The organism is Streptomyces sp. NPDC048506 (genome assembly GCF_040651315.1).
Lineage (GTDB): Bacteria > Actinomycetota > Actinomycetes > Streptomycetales > Streptomycetaceae > Streptomyces.
Window position 1 is genome coordinate 86,380 of record NZ_JBEZIX010000007.1, and the last position, 15,917, is coordinate 102,296.

Here is a 15,917-nt window from a genome sequence, read left to right on the forward strand (position 1 = left end):
GCCGCCGAGCCGCACATGACCACGATGCCCGCACCTCTGCGCCGCGTGGGCGGAGAAGCGACCCGGGAGGCACAGTGACAGACGTCAGTCTGGGGATGCCCGCGCTCCCCGCCCCCGACTACCCGGCCGAGGTACGGGCCCGGCTTGAGGCGGACGCCAAGGAGGTGATCGCCCGCTACCCCGGCGCGCGCTCAGCCCTGCTGCCGCTGCTGCACCTCGTCCAGGCCGAGGAGGGGCACGTCACCCGCACCGGGATCCGCTTCTGCGCCGAGCTGCTCGACCTGACCACCGCCGAGGTCACCGCCGTCTCGACCTTCTACTCCATGTACCGCCGCAAGCCCAGCGGCGACTACCAGGTCGGGGTGTGCACCAACACGCTGTGCGCCGTGATGGGCGGCGACGAGATCTTCGAGGAGCTCAAGGAGCACCTCGGCGTCGACAACGGCGGGACCACCGAGGACGGCACCGTCACCCTCGAACACATCGAGTGCAACGCGGCCTGCGACTTCGCCCCGGTCGTGATGGTCAACTGGGAGTTCTTCGACAACCAGACGCCGGAGTCCGCCGTAGCGCTGGTCGACGACCTGCGGGCCGGCCGGACCGTCCGCCCCACCCGCGGCGCCCCGCTGTGCACCTTCAAGGAGACCGCCCGGATGCTCGCCGGGTTCCCGGACGAGCGGCCCGACGCCGTCGCGGCCACCGGCGGCGCCGGCCCCGCCTCCCTGATCGGCCTGCGCCTCGCCAAGGGCGAGGCCGCTCCCGCCCGCGGCGCCGACGGCGCCGGTCACATCGTCGCCCCGCGGACGACCACCGACGGCCCCACCGACGAGGCCGGCCCCACAGCAGAGGAGGGGGAGTGATGACCGTGGCAGCCGATTACGGGGGCGCCTCCCGGCCGCAGGCCGGGGGAGGAACGAGCCCCGAGAAGCTCCTCTCGCCGGTGTTGTCCGCCTTCTGGGACCAGCCGGAATCCTGGACGCTGGAGACCTACCGCCGGCACGAGGGTTACGAGGGCCTGCGCAAGGCGCTGTCGATGCCCCCCGACGACGTCATCGCCTACGTCAAGGACTCCGGTCTGCGCGGCCGCGGCGGCGCGGGCTTCCCCACCGGCATGAAGTGGCAGTTCATCCCGCAGGGCGACGGCAAACCGCACTATCTCGTTGTCAACGCCGACGAATCGGAGCCCGGGACCTGCAAGGACATCCCCCTCCTCTTCGCGAACCCGCATGCCCTCATCGAGGGGATCGTGATCGCCTGTCATGCGATCCGGTCGAACCACGCCTTCATCTATCTGCGCGGTGAGGTCGTACCCGTCCTGCGACGGCTGCACGAAGCCGTGCGCGAGGCCTATGCGGCGGGCTTCCTCGGGAAGAACATCCTCGGCTCCGGACTCGACCTGGACGTCATCGTGCACGCGGGCGCCGGCGCGTACATCTGCGGTGAGGAAACCGCGCTGCTCGATTCCCTGGAGGGCCGTCGCGGACAGCCCCGGCTGCGCCCTCCCTTCCCTGCGGTGGCCGGCCTCTACGCCTGCCCCACTGTCGTCAACAACGTCGAATCCATCGCTTCGGTTCCCGCGATCCTGCACCGGGGCAAGGACTGGTTCCGATCGATGGGCAGCGAGAAGTCCCCGGGCTTCACCCTCTACTCGCTCAGCGGCCACGTCGCCAACCCGGGCCAGTACGAGGCCCCGTTGGGCATCACCCTGCGCCAACTGCTCGACATGAGCGGCGGGATGCGGCGCGGCCACCGACTGAAGTTCTGGACCCCCGGCGGCTCCTCGACGCCGATGTTCACCGACGAACACCTCGACGTCCCCCTCGACTACGAGGGCGTCGGCGCGGCCGGCTCGATGCTCGGCACCAAGGCGCTTCAGTGCTTCGACGAGACCACCTGCGTGGTACGGGCGGTCACCCGCTGGACCGAGTTCTACGCGCACGAGTCCTGCGGCAAGTGCACGCCCTGCCGCGAGGGCACGTACTGGCTGGTCCAGCTGCTGCGCGACATCGAGGCGGGCAAGGGCCGGATGGACGACATCGACAAGATCGACGACATCGCCGACAACATCAACGGCAAGTCCTTCTGCGCCCTCGGCGACGGCGCCGCCTCGCCGATCTTCTCCTCGCTCAAGTACTTCCGCGCGGAGTACGAGCAGCACATCACCGGCCGGGGCTGCCCCTTCGACCCCGCCAAGTCGACCCTCTGGGCCGACGACGACGCTCACCTGGGGGTGAACGCATGACCGTCACGACAACGGGGTCGAACAGCGGCTCCGCCGCGGTCCCCCCGGAGGACCTCGTCTCACTGACCATCGACGGCATCGAGATCTCCGTCCCCAAGGGGACGCTGGTCATCCGCGCCGCCGAACTCCTCGGCATCGAGATCCCGCGCTTCTGCGACCACCCGCTGCTGGACCCGGCGGGCGCCTGCCGGCAGTGCATCGTCGAGGTCGAGGGCCAGCGCAAGCCGATGGCCTCCTGCACCATCACCTGCACCGACGGCATGGTCGTCAAGTCGCAGCTGACCTCCCCGGTGGCCGAGAAGGCCCAGCGCGGGGTGATGGAGCTGCTGCTGATCAACCACCCGCTGGACTGCCCGGTCTGCGACAAGGGCGGCGAGTGCCCGCTCCAGAACCAGGCGATGCAGGTCGGCGACCCGGAGTCGCGCTTCGAGGGCAGGAAGCGCACCTTCGCCAAGCCGGTGCCGATCTCCACCCAGGTGCTGCTGGACCGCGAGCGCTGTGTGCTGTGCGCGCGCTGCACCCGCTTCAGCAACCAGATCGCCGGCGACCCGATGATCGAGCTGCTCGAACGCGGCGCCCTCCAACAGGTCGGCACCGGAGAGGGCGACCCCTTCGAGTCGTACTTCTCCGGGAACACCATCCAGATCTGCCCGGTCGGCGCGCTCACCTCCGCCGCGTACCGCTTCCGCTCCCGCCCGTTCGACCTGGTCTCCTCGCCGTCGGTGTGCGAGCACTGCGCCGGCGGCTGCGCGACCCGTACCGACCACCGGCGCGGCAAGGTCCTGCGTCGGCTGGCCGCCAACGACCCCGAGGTCAACGAGGAGTGGATCTGCGACAAGGGGCGCTTCGCGTTCCGCTACGCGCAGCAGCGCGACCGGCTGGAGCACCCGTTGGTGCGCAACCGGGAGTCCGGTGAACTGGAGCCGGCGAGCTGGCCGGAGGCCCTTCAGGCGGCGGCCCGCGGGCTGGCCGCAGCCAGGGGCCGCGCCGGCGTCCTGACCGGCGGCCGGCTGACCGTCGAGGACGCCTACGCCTACGCCAAGTTCGCCCGGATCGCGCTGCACACCAACGACATCGACTTCCGGGCCCGGGTGCACAGCGCCGAGGAGGCCGACTTCCTGGCGGCCCGGGTCGCCGGCCGAGGCCGTGACCTGGATGGTGCGGGAGTCACCTACACCGCCCTGGAGCAGGCACCGGCCGTCCTGCTGGCCGGCATCGAGGCCGAGGAGGAGGCCCCCGGCGTCTTCCTGCGGCTGCGCAAGGCACACCGCAAGCACGGACAGCGCACCTACGGGCTGGCCAGCCACGCCACCCGCGGCCTGATCAAGGCCGGCGGCACGCTGCTCCCGGCCGCACCCGGCACCGAGACCGAGTGGCTGACGGCGCTGGCCCAAGGGGAGCTGGCCGGCGGCGCCGGCCTGGGCGGCGAGGGGCGCGCCGCGGCCGAGGCGCTGCGCACGGAGGGCGCGGTGATCGTCGTCGGCGAGCGGCTTGCGGCGGTGCCCGGCGGACTGACCGCCGCGGTCCGCGCTGCCTCCGCCACCGGCGCCCACCTGGTGTGGATGCCGCGGCGGGCCGGCGAACGCGGGGCGCTGGAGGCGGGTGCGCTGCCCGGTCTGCTGCCCGGCGGCCGGCCGGCCACCGACCCGCGGGCCCGCGACGAGGTCGCCGCCGCCTGGGGCGTGGCCGCGCTGCCGCACCGGCACGGCCGGGACACCGGCCAGATCATCGAGGCCGCGGCGACCGGCGAACTCAGCGCCCTCCTGGTGGCGGGCGTCGAGGTCGCCGACCTCCCGGACCCGGCCCGCGCCCTGACCGCCCTGGACGAGGTCGGCTTCCTGGTCAGCCTGGAGCTGCGGCCCTCCAGGGTCACCGAGCGGGCGGACGTGGTGCTCCCGGTGGCGGCCGTGGTGGAGAAGGCCGGAACGTTCCTCAACTGGGAGGGCCGGGCCAGGCTGTTCGAGGCGGCGCTCAAACCGGACCAGATGACCCGCCGCCAACTCCAGCCGGACTTGCGGGTGCTACAGATGCTCGCCGACGCCATGGACGTCCACCTGGGCCTGCCCGACATCCGCTCCGTACGCCGAGAGATGGACCGGCTGGGCAGCTGGGACGGCCCGCACGCGGGCGACCCCCTGGAGACCGGGCGTCCGATGCCGCGGCCCGACACCGGCGAGGCCGTCCTCGCCGGGCACCGGCTGCTGCTGGACCACGGGGTGCTCCAGGAGGGCGACGAGGCGCTGGCCGGCACCCGGCACGCCGCCGTCGCCCGACTCTCGCCGACCACCGCGCAGGAGACCGGGGTCAAGGACGGCGACGTGCTGGCGGTCAGCGGCCCGGCCGGCTCGGTCCGCCTGCCGCTCCAGGTCACGCCGATGCCCGACCGGGTGGTGTGGCTGCCGCTCAACTCCACGGGCGGTGGCGTCGCCGCCGACACCGGGGCGCGCCCCGGTGACCTGGTGAAGATCTCCGCCGCCCCGGGCGCGCCGGAGCCGGCCGAGGAGGTGGACGCATGATGCAGCTCGACCAACTGGCCACGGCGGGTGGTGCGCTGGCCCAGGAAGACCTGTCGATGTTCGGCCGCGACCCGTGGTGGCTGGTCGTCATCAAGGCGGTCTTCTGCTTCGCGTTCCTGATGCTGACGGTGCTGTTCTCGATCGTCTGGGAGCGCAAGGTCGTCGCCTGGATGCAGCTCCGCATCGGGCCCAACCGGCACGGTCCCTGGGGGATGCTCCAGTCGCTCGCCGACGGCATCAAGCTGATGCTGAAGGAGGACCTGGTCGTCAAGCGGGCCGACAAGGCGGTGTACGTCCTCGCGCCGATCGTGGCGGCCATCCCGGCCTTCATGGCGATCGCGGTGATCCCCTTCGGGCCCGCCGACAACGAGGTCTCGATCTTCGGCGTCCGCACCCCGATGCAGCTGACCGACCTGCCGATCGGCATCCTCTACATCCTCGCCACCGCCTCGGTCGGCATCTACGGCATCGTGCTGGCGGGCTGGTCCTCCGGCTCGACGTACCCGCTGCTCGGCGGTCTGCGCTCGTGCGCGCAGATGATCTCGTACGAGATCGCGATGGGCGCGGCCTTCGCGTCGGTCTTCCTGTACTCCGGGTCGATGTCGACCTCGACCATCGTGGAGTCCCAGCAGAACCGCTGGTACGTCCTGTTGCTGCCGGTGTCCTTCCTCATCTACATCGCGACGATGGTCGGCGAGACCAACCGGGCGCCGTTCGACATGCCGGAGTCCGAGGGCGACCTGGTCGGCGGCTTCAACACCGAGTACTCGTCCATCAAGTTCGCGATGTTCATGCTCGCCGAGTACGTGAACATGGTGACGGTCTCGGCGGTGGCCACCACCCTCTTCCTGGGCGGCTGGCGGGCCCCGTACCCGATCTCCGGCTTCTGGGAGGGCGCGAACCACGGCTGGTGGCCGATGCTCTGGTTCACGATCAAGGTGCAGCTGCTGCTGTTCTTCTTCATCTGGCTGCGCGGCACGCTCCCCCGGGTGCGCTACGACCAGCTGATGAAGCTGGGCTGGAAGGTCCTCATCCCGGTCTCGCTGGTCTGGCTGCTGCTGGTCGCCACCGTCCGGGCGCTGAAGAACGAGGGCTACAACTTCTCGCAGATCGTGCTGTACGTGGCCGGCGGCGCCGTCGCCCTGCTGCTGGTCTCCCTCGTCGTGGACTTCCTCCGGCGCGGGGAGGCCGAAGCGGAGAAGGACGGGGACGGAGAGGCCTTCGACCCCATGGCCGGCGGCTTCCCGGTACCGCCGCTGCCCGGACAGAGCCTGCCGCCGGTGCCGCGTCGACGGCCGCGACGTGACCGGGAGTTGATTGTCAGTGGTCGAGTGGACACTGTCAGTGACGGAAACGAATCCGACGGAAAGGGGGGCGACGGTGCCTGAGTTCCAGAACCCCGTGGCCGGCTTCGGCGTGACCTTCAAGGCCATGTTCAAGAAGCGGCTGACCGAGCAGTACCCGGAGGAGAAGAAGCCGACGGCGCCCCGTTTCCACGGCCGCCATCAGCTCAACCGCCATCCGGACGGGCTGGAGAAGTGCATCGGCTGCGAGCTGTGCGCCTGGGCCTGCCCGGCGGACGCGATCTACGTCGAGGGCGCGGACAACACCGACGAGGAGCGCTACTCGCCGGGTGAGCGCTACGGCCGCGTCTACCAGATCAACTACCTCCGCTGCATCCTGTGCGGCCTGTGCGTGGAGGCCTGCCCGACCCGCGCCCTCACGATGACGAACGAGTACGAACTCGCCGACCGGTCCCGCACTTCGCTCATCTACACCAAGGAGGAGCTGCTCGTCGGCCTGGAGGACACCATGGTCGACTCGCCGCACGCGATCTACCCCGGCATGACGGAGAAGGACTACTACAACGGGCTGGTCACCGAGGCCGCGCCCGGAACGGTCCGCCAAGTCGCCGTCTCCAAGGGAGAGCGGCCCACCGACGAGGGGGTGCAGGCATGACCGGCCTCGCGCTCTCCGCGACCTCCACGGGAGAGGCCGTCCAGTTCTGGATCCTGGGCACCGTCGCCGTCATCGGCGCGCTGTGCACGATCCTGATGAAGCGGGCCGTGCACAGCGCCCTCTCGCTGGCCGGCACCATGATCGTGCTGGCGGTCTTCTACCTCGCCAACGGCGCCTACTTCCTCGGCGTCGTCCAGATCGTCGTCTACACCGGCGCGATCATGATGCTGTTCCTGTTCGTGGTGATGCTGGTCGGCGTCACCGCCGCGGACTCCCTCAAGGAGACCCTCAAAGGCCAGCGTTGGCTCGCCGCCGGCCTGGGCATCGGCTTCGGCGTCCTGCTGATCGCCGGCATCGGCAACGCCTCGCTCAAGGAGTTCAACGGCCTGGGCGAGGCGAACGCCGGCGGCAACGTCCAGGGCCTGGCCGCCCTCGTCTTCACCAAGTACGTCTACGCCTTCGAACTCACCGGCGCACTGCTGATCACGGCGGTCGTCGGCGCGATGGTGCTCACCCACCGGGAGCGCACCCAGCGCGCCAGGACGCAGCGCGAGCAGTCCGAGGCGCGGATCCGCGAGGGCAAGCAGATCCCGCCGCTGCCCGCCCCGGGTGTCTACGCCCGGCACAACGCCGTGGACATCCCCGGCCTGCTGCCCGACGGCACCCCGTCCGAGCTGACCGTCAGCAAGACGCTGCGCGAGCGCGGCCAGGTCCGCGACGTCTCCGGCGAGTCGCTCGCCGAGCTCAAGGCGCTGGAGCGGCGCTCCGAGGACTGGCTGGGGCGCGGCTCGGAGGACGAGCCCGGGCCCGGCCCGTCCGGTGGCGCGGCGCCGAAGGAGCACACCGAGGGAGCCACCAAGTGAACCCGGTCTACTACCTCTATCTCGCCGCCCTGCTGTTCACCATCGGCGCGGCCGGGGTGCTGATCAGGCGGAACGCCATCGTGGTGTTCATGTGCATCGAGTTGATGCTCAACGCCTGCAACCTCGCCTTCGTCACCTTCTCCCGGATGCACGGGAATCTGGACGGCCAGATCATCGCCTTCTTCACGATGGTCGTCGCCGCGGCCGAGGTCGTGGTCGGCCTGGCGATCATCGTGTCGATCTTCCGCACCCGTCATACGGCCTCGGTCGACGACGCCAGCCTGATGAAGCTGTAAGGGGTCGCACAAAGTGGAGAACTTGATCGCGCTGCTGGTCGCGGCACCGCTGGTCGGTGCGGCCCTGCTGCTGTGTGGCGGCACCCGACTCGACCGCGCCGGCCACTGGATCGGCTCGCTGTTCGCGGTGGCGTCCTTCGCCGTCGGGCTGGCGCTCTTCGCCGACATGCTCGGCAAGAGCCCCGAGCACCGTGCGCTGCACCAGCACCTGTTCAGCTGGATCCCGGTCGGCGGCTTCCGGGCCGACGTCGCCTTCCAGCTCGACCAGCTGTCCATGACCTTCGTCCTGCTGATCACCGGAGTCGGATCACTGATCCACATCTACTCGATCGGCTACATGGAGCACGACGAGCGGCGCCGCCGCTTCTTCGGCTACCTCAACCTCTTTCTCGCGGCGATGCTGCTGCTCGTCATCGCCGACAACTACCTCCTGCTGTACGTCGGTTGGGAGGGCGTCGGCCTCGCCTCGTACCTCCTCATCGGGTTCTGGCAGCACAAGCCCAGCGCGGCCACCGCGGCCAAGAAGGCGTTCGTCGTCAACCGCGTCGGCGACATGGGCCTGTCCATCGCGATCATGCTGATGTTCACGACGTTCGGGACGTTCACCTTCGGCCCGGTGCTCGCCGCCACGGGCGACGCCTCCGAAGGCAAGCTGACCGTCATCGGACTGATGCTGCTGCTGGCCGCCTGCGGCAAGTCGGCGCAGGTGCCGCTACAGTCCTGGCTCGGCGACGCGATGGAGGGCCCGACCCCGGTCTCGGCCCTGATCCACGCCGCCACCATGGTCACCGCCGGCGTGTACCTGATCACCCGCTCCGGGGCGATCTTCAACGCCGCGCCGGACGCCCAGCTGGCGGTCGTCGTGGTCGGCGCGGTCACCCTCCTCTTCGGTGCGATCGTCGGTTGCGCCAAGGACGACATCAAGAAGGCGCTGGCCGGCTCGACGATGTCGCAGATCGGCTACATGATCCTGGCCGCCGGCCTCGGCCCGATCGGCTACGCCTTCGCGATCATGCACCTGGTGACGCACGGCTTCTTCAAGGCCGGGCTCTTCCTCGGCGCCGGATCCGTCATGCACGGCATGAACGACGAGGTCGACATGCGGAAGTACGGGGGCCTGCGGACGTACATGCCGGTCACCTTCGTCACCTTCGGCCTCGGCTATCTGGCGATCATCGGCTTCCCCGGCCTGTCTGGCTTCTTCTCCAAGGACAAGATCATCGAGGCGGCCTTCGCCAAGGGCGGCACCGAGGGCTGGATCCTCGGCGGCGCGGCCCTCCTGGGCGCCGCGATCACCGCGTTCTACATGACGCGGGTGATGCTGATGACGTTCTTCGGGGAGAAGCGCTGGGACGCCGGCACGACCCATCCGCACGAGTCGCCGAAGATCATGACCATCCCCATGGTCCTGCTGGCCGTCGGATCGGTCTTCGCGGGCGGGCTGTTCAGCATCAACGAGGCCTTCGTGACGTGGCTGGAGCCCGTCACCTCGTTCTCGCACGGCCACTCCCCGGTCAGCGCCACCGCGGTCACCGCCTCGACGATCGTCGTCCTGCTCATCGGTGTCGGCATCGCCTGGCTGATGTACGGCCGCAAGCCGGTGCCGGTGCTCGCCCCACGCGGATCGCTGCTGACCCGGGCCGCCCGCCGCGACCTGCTCCAGGACGACTTCAACGACATCGTCTTCGTCCGCGGCGGTGGCCACCTCACCACCACGCTCGTCCAGCTCGACCGCTCCCTGGTGGACGGCGCGGTCAACGGCACGGCGGCCTCCATGGGCGGGCTCTCCGGCCTGCTGCGCAAGTTGCAGAGCGGCTTCGTCCGCTCGTACGCGGTCCAGATGCTGGGCGGGGCCGCCGTTCTCGTCGCCGCGACCCTGCTGATGAGGGGTGTCTGAGCCATGTCGTTTCCCCTGCTGACGGCAGCGGCCGTGGTGCCGGCGATCGGTGCGATCGCCACCGCCGCCCTGCCCGCCGCCAAGCGCACCGCTGCCAAATGGCTCGCGCTGCTCTTCTCGCTGCTCACCCTCGCGCTGGCCCTGGTCATCGCCGTCCGCTTCGACCCCGGCGCGAAGGGCCCGTACCAACTCACCGAATCACACGCCTGGATCCCGGACTTCGGCGTCCGCTACGAACTCGGCGTGGACGGCATCGCCGTCGCGCTGATCGCGCTGACCACCCTGCTGATCCCCTTCATCATCCTGGCCGGCTGGCACGACGCCGACCCCCTGGAAGAGGCGAAGCCCAACCGGCGGTGGCGGCCCACCCAGGGCTTCTTCGCGCTGATCCTGGCCGTCGAGGCGATGGTGGTGATCTCGTTCGAGGCCACCGACGTCTTCCTCTTCTACATCTTCTTCGAAGCCATGCTGATCCCGATGTACTTCCTCATCGGCGGCTTCGGGGACCGCGCGGGAGCGGACGGCGAGGAGCAGGCCGCCGGCCGGCGCTCCTACGCCGCGGTGAAGTTCCTGCTCTACAACCTCGCCGGCGGACTGATCATGCTGGCCGCGGTGATCGGGCTGTACGCCGTCACCGCCCACCAACTCGGCACCGGTACCTTCTCGCTGCAACAGATCGTCGAGGCGCGGGCCGCCGGCACACTGGACATCGCCACCGGCACCGAACGGCTGCTCTTCCTCGGCTTCTTCTTCGCCTTCGCGGTGAAGGCGCCGCTGTGGCCGCTGCACACCTGGCTGCCCGGCGCCATGGGCGAGTCGACCGCCCCGGTCGCGGTGCTGATCACCGCCGTGGTCGACAAGGTCGGCACGTTCGCGATGCTCCGCTTCTGCCTCCAGCTCTTCCCGGAGGCCAGCAGCTGGGCCACCCCGGTCATCCTCGTCCTCGCGCTGATCAGCATCGTCTACGGCGCGCTGCTCGCGGTCGCCCAACGGGACATCAAGCGCCTGGTCGCCTACGCCTCGATCTCCCACTTCGGCTTCATCATCCTGGGCATCTTCGCGATGACGTCCCAGGGCCAGGGCGGCGCCACGCTCTACATGGTCAACCACGGCATCTCGACCGCGGCTCTGATGCTGGTGGCCGGCTTCCTGATCAGCCGCCGCGGCTCGCGCCTGATCGCGGACTTCGGCGGCGTGCAGAAGGTCGCCCCGGTCCTCGCCGGCACCTTCCTCATCGGCGGTCTGGCCACCCTGTCGCTGCCCGGCCTGGCGCCGTTCGTCAGCGAATTCCTCGTCCTGGTCGGCACCTTCAGCCGCTACCCGGTCATCGCCGTCATCGCCACCTTCGGCATCGTCCTCGCCGCCCTCTACGTCCTCGTCCTCTACCAGCGGACGATGACCGGACCGGTGAAGGCCGAGGTGAAAGGCATGCCCGACCTGCGGGTCCGGGAGCTGGTGGTGGTGGCACCGCTGATCGCGCTGCTGATCTTCCTCGGGGTGTACCCGAAGCCGCTCACCGACATCGTCAACCCGGCGGTCGAACACACCCTGTCCGTCGTCGACAAGAAGGACCCCAAGCCCACGGTGCAGGTGAACGCCGTACCCGGTGCGGACCGGCACGGCCACACCGTGAACGATCAAGACGTGGAGGCCGCGAAGTGAGTTCCGTGGCAAGTGTCCACAGCCTGTGGACAGTGGCGGCCGGCGCGCCGGGCAAGATCCCGGGGCCGCACATCGAGTACGCCCAGCTGTCGCCGACCCTGATCGTCCTCGGCGCCGCGGTCGTCGGCATCCTCGTCGAGGCGCTGGTACCGCGCCGCAACCGCTACTACGCCCAGTTGCTGCTGTCCCTGGTGGCGCTGGCGGCCGCGTTCGCCGCGGTGATCGGCCTGGCGGCCGGCGGTTTCGGCTCGTCCAAGGCACATATCGCCGCGATGGGCGCCATCGCCGTCGACGGCCCCGCGCTGTTCCTCCAGGGCACGATCCTGCTGGTGTCCCTGATCGCCGTCTTCACCTTCGCCGAGCGCCGGCTCGACCCGGCGGCGCACGGCAAACCCGTGGACTCCTTCGCGGCCCAGCCCGCCGCCGTCCCCGGCGGAGCGGCCGAACAGGCCGCGGTCAAGGCCGGGTTCACCACCACCGAGGTCTTCCCGATCCTGCTCTTCGCCGTCGGCGGCATGCTGGTGTTCCCCGCCGCCAACGACCTGCTGACGCTCTTCGTCGCGCTGGAGGTCTTCTCCCTCCCGCTGTACCTCCTGTGCGCGCTGGCCCGCCGCCAGCGGCTGCTGTCCCAGGAATCCGCGGTGAAGTACTTCCTCCTCGGCGCCTTCTCCTCCGCCTTCCTGCTGTTCGGTGTGGCCCTGCTCTACGGCTACGCCGGCACGGTGACGTACGCCGGAATCGCCGAGGTGGTCTCGGACGGCGCCAAGCAGATCGACCCGGCGCTGGCCGGCTCGATGAGCAGTGACGCGCTGCTGCTGATCGGTGGGGCGCTGGTGCTGATGGGGCTGCTGTTCAAGGTCGGCGCGGTGCCGTTCCACATGTGGACCCCGGACGTCTACCAAGGCGCCCCCACCCCGGTCACCGGCTTCATGGCGGCCGCCACCAAGGTCGCGGCGTTCGGCGCGCTGCTGCGTCTGCTGTACGTCGTCCTGCCGGGCATGCGCTGGGACTGGCGACCGGTGATGTGGGGCGTCGCGATCGTCACCATGCTGGGCGGCGCCGTCCTCGCCATCACGCAGACGGACATCAAGCGCCTGCTGGCCTACTCCTCCATCGCACACGCCGGTTTCATCCTGGCCGGTGTCATCGCCACCAGCGAGGACGGCATCTCCTCGGTGCTCTTCTACCTCGCCGCCTACTCCTTCGTGACGCTCGGCGCCTTCGCCGTCGTCACGCTGGTGCGGGACGCGGGCGGCGAGGCCACCCAGCTGTCCAAGTGGGCCGGGCTGGGCCGGCGTTCGCCGCTGGTGGCCGCGGTCTTCGCGGTGTTCCTGCTGGCCTTCGCGGGCATCCCGCTGACCTCCGGCTTCGCCGGGAAGTTCGCGGTGTTCAAGGCGGCCGCACAGAGCGGCGCCGGCTGGCTGGTGGTGGTCGGTGTCATCGCGTCCGCCATCGCCGCGTTCTTCTACATCCGCGTCATCGTGCTGATGTTCTTCAACGAGCCCAAGGCGGACGGCCCGACCGTCGCGGTGCCCAGTCCGCTGACGACCGCGGCCATCGCCATCGGCGTCGCGGCCACGCTGGTGCTGGGCCTGGCGCCGCAGTACTTCCTCGACCTGGCCGGCCAGGCGGGAATCTTCGTGCGCTGAGCATCCGCCGCGTCAACGCGCGCCGACGGCCGCCGCCCGGATCCCCTGTGGGGCTCGGACGGCGGCCGTCGGCGCGCGGGCGGCGGTCAGCTCTTGGGCATACCGCTCGGCAGCTCCGGCATGTCCGGAATCTTCACGCTGCCATCGCTGGACTTGGTGTACTTCTCGGTGGGGCCGTTCTTCCAGTCGACGGTCAGGGTCTTGCCGTCGGAACCGGGCTTGAGCGTGCCCATGGTGCGGGTGGTGTCCCCGTCGGTGCACTTCAGCGCGGCCATGGTCATACCGGCCATCTCCTGGACCTTGCCCAGGCAGGCGGACTTGTGGCCATTGCTGAAGGCAACGGTGCCCTTGGTGATCACGAGGATCAGCGGGCTGCTGCTCGAGTCGGCCTTCCATGCGCCCTCGACCGCGTTGGGGCTCGCGGGCTTGTCGGCGCCTCCCGGAGTCGACGGCGCGGCCTCCGGCGTCTTGCTCGGCTTGCTGTCGCTGCCCTTGTCGCCGCTGCTTCCGCAGCCGCTGAGCAGCATCGCGGCGATGGCTGCCGCCCCGGCGATCTGCGCTGCCTTGCGCACGTACGTCTCCTCCGTTGTGGGACAGGGAGACGTGAGGCTAGCAGCGCACCCGGGCCCTTCCGCTCCCTCGTTCGGATTGCGGCAGCGCCGGTACGGACTTGATGTGGGGCTGTGACGGAACGACGGTCGGGGTGGGGAAGAGGGTGGGGCGGGGGTGGGGAAAGGCGGTCGAGGCGGATGAAGGGTGCGAAGCGGGCGAGGTGGGAGGAGGGGGGCGTGGGAACTGTCTGCCTTGGTCGCTCTCACCGCCTCGGGGGCCCTCCCCCCCCGCCCCCCCGCCCCGCCCCTCCACCCCACCCGCCTCCGTCCCCCTAGCCCCCGCCCCCCGCCGCGCTCTTGTCGTGCTGGACGGCGCGGAAGGCGGCGTACGCGGTCCACTCCTCCTTGGCCAGGCGTCGGAGGTCGCGACGCAGCGGTCGATGGGCGCTGCCCGGCAGCAGTCGGGCGTCCAGGTCGGTTGCCGAGGCGTGGGCCGCCAGCAGACGGCCGCGCCGGTCGGGGAACCGGGCGTCGGCCGCTGCCGTGAAGCGGGCGCGGGCCGGGGCGGCCAGGTCCACCGGGCCGGCCGGGAAGCGGTCGTACGGGAAGAGGCCCAGGGCCCGGTGGGGCTCCCTGCGCAGCGCGCCGCGCTCCTCCAGCCGGCGGAGGCACAGCTCCTGGACGGAGCGGCCGGAGCGGTGTACCCACCGGTGTGCCTTGATGCCGTTGCCGCCCTTGGTCGGCGCGGGGAGCGCCGCCAGGGCGTGGTCGAGTATCGGGTCGCCCAGCGGCAGTGGGTTGGTCACCGTGATCCGGTCGCCCCGGTCGACCGCGATCCGGCCGGCCGTCTCCAGGTCGGCCAGCGCCGCGCCGGCCAGTCCGTACCGGAGGTACTTGGGGTTGTTCAGGGGGCGGCCGCGGACCGGATCGAGCGCGAGGAGGAGCAACTCCTCGGGGAGGGTGAGCGGATCGCCGGTCATGTCGCCTCGCGGTCCGGGACGGCGGGGGCGGGCAGGATGCGCCCGGTGACCTCGCCCAGCCCGATCCGGGCACCGTCGGGGCCGGGCGCCCAGGCAGTGAGGGAGACCTCGTCGCCGTCCTGGAGGTAGGGGCCCTTGCCCTGGGTGAGCTCCAGCAGGCAGCCGAGCTGGTCGGGTTCGGGGCCGGAGACGGTACCGGAGGCGAACAGGTCGCCGGTGCGGAGGGAGGCGCCGTTGACGGTCATATGGGCCAGTTGCTGGGCGGCGGTCCAGTACATGGCGGAGAACGGGGGCCGGGAGACGGTCTCGTCGTTGATGCGCACCTCGATGCGGATGTCGATGCCGCCCGGTTCGGCGGTCGCGTCGTCGAGGTAGGGCAGCAGGGGCACGTCCCGGGCGGGCGGTGGCGTGCGGGCCGCGTCGAGGGCGTCGAGCGGGGTGATCCAGGCGGAGACGGAGGTGGCGAAGGACTTGCCGAGGAACGGGCCGAGCGGTACGTACTCCCAGGCCTGGATGTCGCGGGCGGACCAGTCGTTGACGAGGCAGACGCCGAAGACGTGGTCGCGGAAGGAGCCGAGTCCGACGGGCTCGTGGAGCGTGGACGGCGTGCCGACGACGAAGCCGATCTCGGCCTCGATGTCGAGGCGGGTGGATGGGCCGAAGCTCGGTGCCGCGTCGGTGGGTGCCTTGCGCTGTCCGTTGGGTCGCACGACCGGGGTGCCCGTGGCGACGACGGTGCCCGCCCGGCCGTGGTAACCGATCGGCAGGTGCTTCCAGTTGGGGGGCAGGGCGGCGCCGTCCGGGCGGAAGATCCGGCCGGCGTTGGTGGCGTGGTGCTCGCTGGAGTAGAAGTCGACGTAGTCGGCGACCTCGAAGGGGAGGTGCAGGGTGACCTCGTCCAACGGGTGGAGCAGCGGCGCCACTTCGTCGCGGTGCGTGGGGTCGGTCATGGCGCTGTGGACGGCCGCGCGGATCTGCTGCCAGACGGGGCGCCCGGCGGCCAGCAGGGGGTTGAGGGTCGGCGCGGCGAGCAGTTCGGCGTGGGGGTGGATGGCGGCGGGCAGGGCGCTGGGCAGGGCGCTCAGGTCGAGGACGTGGGTGCCGTAGCGGACGCCGAGGCGGTGCTGGTCGGGCGCGTCGGTGGTACTGAAGACGCCGTAGGGGAGGTTGTGCGGGCCGAAGGGGTCGCCTTCTGCCAGGTCGAACGGGCTCTGCTCGGGCATGGACAGCTCCTCGCGTTCGTCGTCGCCGGTGGGCGGCCGGACCGGTCGGGGGCTGGTGAATGCCCTGGCCGGCGGCTCT

General features: G+C 70.7%; 13 protein-coding genes. 10 read left to right on the forward strand and 3 right to left on the reverse strand.

The window, feature by feature from the left end:
- Nucleotides 1-95 precede the first annotated feature (95 nt).
- The 10 genes from nuoE to nuoN are packed head-to-tail and all read left to right on the forward strand — an operon-like array spanning nucleotide 96 to nucleotide 13,084.
- Complete coding sequence (gene nuoE, locus AB0C96_RS07325) at nucleotides 96-860, forward strand: NADH-quinone oxidoreductase subunit NuoE (protein ID WP_362914838.1); 765 nt, start codon at nucleotides 96-98, stop codon at nucleotides 858-860.
- Nucleotides 860-2,242, forward strand: a complete 1,383-nt coding sequence (nuoF, locus tag AB0C96_RS07330) for an NADH-quinone oxidoreductase subunit NuoF (protein WP_362914618.1) — start codon at nucleotides 860-862, stop codon at nucleotides 2,240-2,242. Before nuoE ends, nuoF begins: the two co-directional genes overlap by 1 nt.
- On the forward strand, nucleotides 2,239-4,758 hold the full coding sequence (locus AB0C96_RS07335) for an NADH-quinone oxidoreductase subunit G (RefSeq protein ID WP_362914620.1): 2,520 nt from the start codon (nucleotides 2,239-2,241) through the stop codon (nucleotides 4,756-4,758). Before nuoF ends, AB0C96_RS07335 begins: the two co-directional genes overlap by 4 nt.
- Nucleotides 4,758-6,146 carry an NADH-quinone oxidoreductase subunit NuoH gene (gene nuoH, locus AB0C96_RS07340; protein ID WP_362914840.1) on the forward strand — a complete coding sequence of 463 codons (1,389 nt, stop codon included), beginning with the start codon at nucleotides 4,758-4,760 and terminating at the stop codon, nucleotides 6,144-6,146. Before AB0C96_RS07335 ends, nuoH begins: the two co-directional genes overlap by 1 nt.
- Nucleotides 6,139-6,717, forward strand: a complete 579-nt coding sequence (gene nuoI, locus AB0C96_RS07345; RefSeq protein WP_362914622.1) for an NADH-quinone oxidoreductase subunit NuoI — start codon at nucleotides 6,139-6,141, stop codon at nucleotides 6,715-6,717. The genes nuoH and nuoI overlap by 8 nt, the downstream gene beginning before the upstream one ends.
- Entirely contained in the window at nucleotides 6,714-7,580 is an 867-nt protein-coding gene (locus AB0C96_RS07350; protein ID WP_362914624.1) for an NADH-quinone oxidoreductase subunit J, read from the forward strand. Before nuoI ends, AB0C96_RS07350 begins: the two co-directional genes overlap by 4 nt.
- Nucleotides 7,577-7,876, forward strand: coding sequence for an NADH-quinone oxidoreductase subunit NuoK (gene nuoK, locus AB0C96_RS07355; protein ID WP_018090964.1), 300 nt, complete (start codon nucleotides 7,577-7,579; stop codon nucleotides 7,874-7,876). The genes AB0C96_RS07350 and nuoK overlap by 4 nt, the downstream gene beginning before the upstream one ends.
- 13 nt (nucleotides 7,877-7,889) lie before the next feature.
- Nucleotides 7,890-9,773 carry an NADH-quinone oxidoreductase subunit L gene (gene nuoL / locus AB0C96_RS07360; protein WP_362914626.1) on the forward strand — a complete coding sequence of 628 codons (1,884 nt, stop codon included), beginning with the start codon at nucleotides 7,890-7,892 and terminating at the stop codon, nucleotides 9,771-9,773.
- 3 nt (nucleotides 9,774-9,776) lie between these two features.
- Entirely contained in the window at nucleotides 9,777-11,435 is a 1,659-nt protein-coding gene (locus tag AB0C96_RS07365; protein ID WP_362914628.1) for an NADH-quinone oxidoreductase subunit M, read from the forward strand.
- On the forward strand, nucleotides 11,432-13,084 hold the full coding sequence (gene nuoN, locus AB0C96_RS07370; RefSeq protein WP_362914630.1) for an NADH-quinone oxidoreductase subunit NuoN: 1,653 nt from the start codon (nucleotides 11,432-11,434) through the stop codon (nucleotides 13,082-13,084). Before AB0C96_RS07365 ends, nuoN begins: the two co-directional genes overlap by 4 nt.
- An 86-nt stretch (nucleotides 13,085-13,170) precedes the next feature.
- Here nuoN and AB0C96_RS07375 read toward each other — a convergent pair whose 3' ends face one another.
- The 3 genes from AB0C96_RS07375 to fahA all read right to left on the reverse strand — a co-directional run bounded on the left by AB0C96_RS07375 (nucleotide 13,171) and on the right by fahA (nucleotide 15,838).
- On the reverse strand, nucleotides 13,171-13,656 hold the full coding sequence (locus AB0C96_RS07375) for a hypothetical protein (protein ID WP_362914632.1): 486 nt from the start codon (nucleotides 13,654-13,656) through the stop codon (nucleotides 13,171-13,173).
- Between the two features lie 311 nt (nucleotides 13,657-13,967).
- Nucleotides 13,968-14,615 (reverse strand): GPP34 family phosphoprotein, encoded by a 648-nt coding sequence (locus AB0C96_RS07380; RefSeq protein WP_362914634.1) that lies wholly within the window; start codon nucleotides 14,613-14,615, stop codon nucleotides 13,968-13,970.
- Nucleotides 14,612-15,838: a fumarylacetoacetase gene (fahA, locus tag AB0C96_RS07385; protein ID WP_362914636.1), complete on the reverse strand. Its 1,227-nt coding sequence runs from the start codon at nucleotides 15,836-15,838 to the stop codon at nucleotides 14,612-14,614. Before fahA ends, AB0C96_RS07380 begins: the two co-directional genes overlap by 4 nt.
- Between the last annotated feature and the right edge of the window lie 79 nt (nucleotides 15,839-15,917).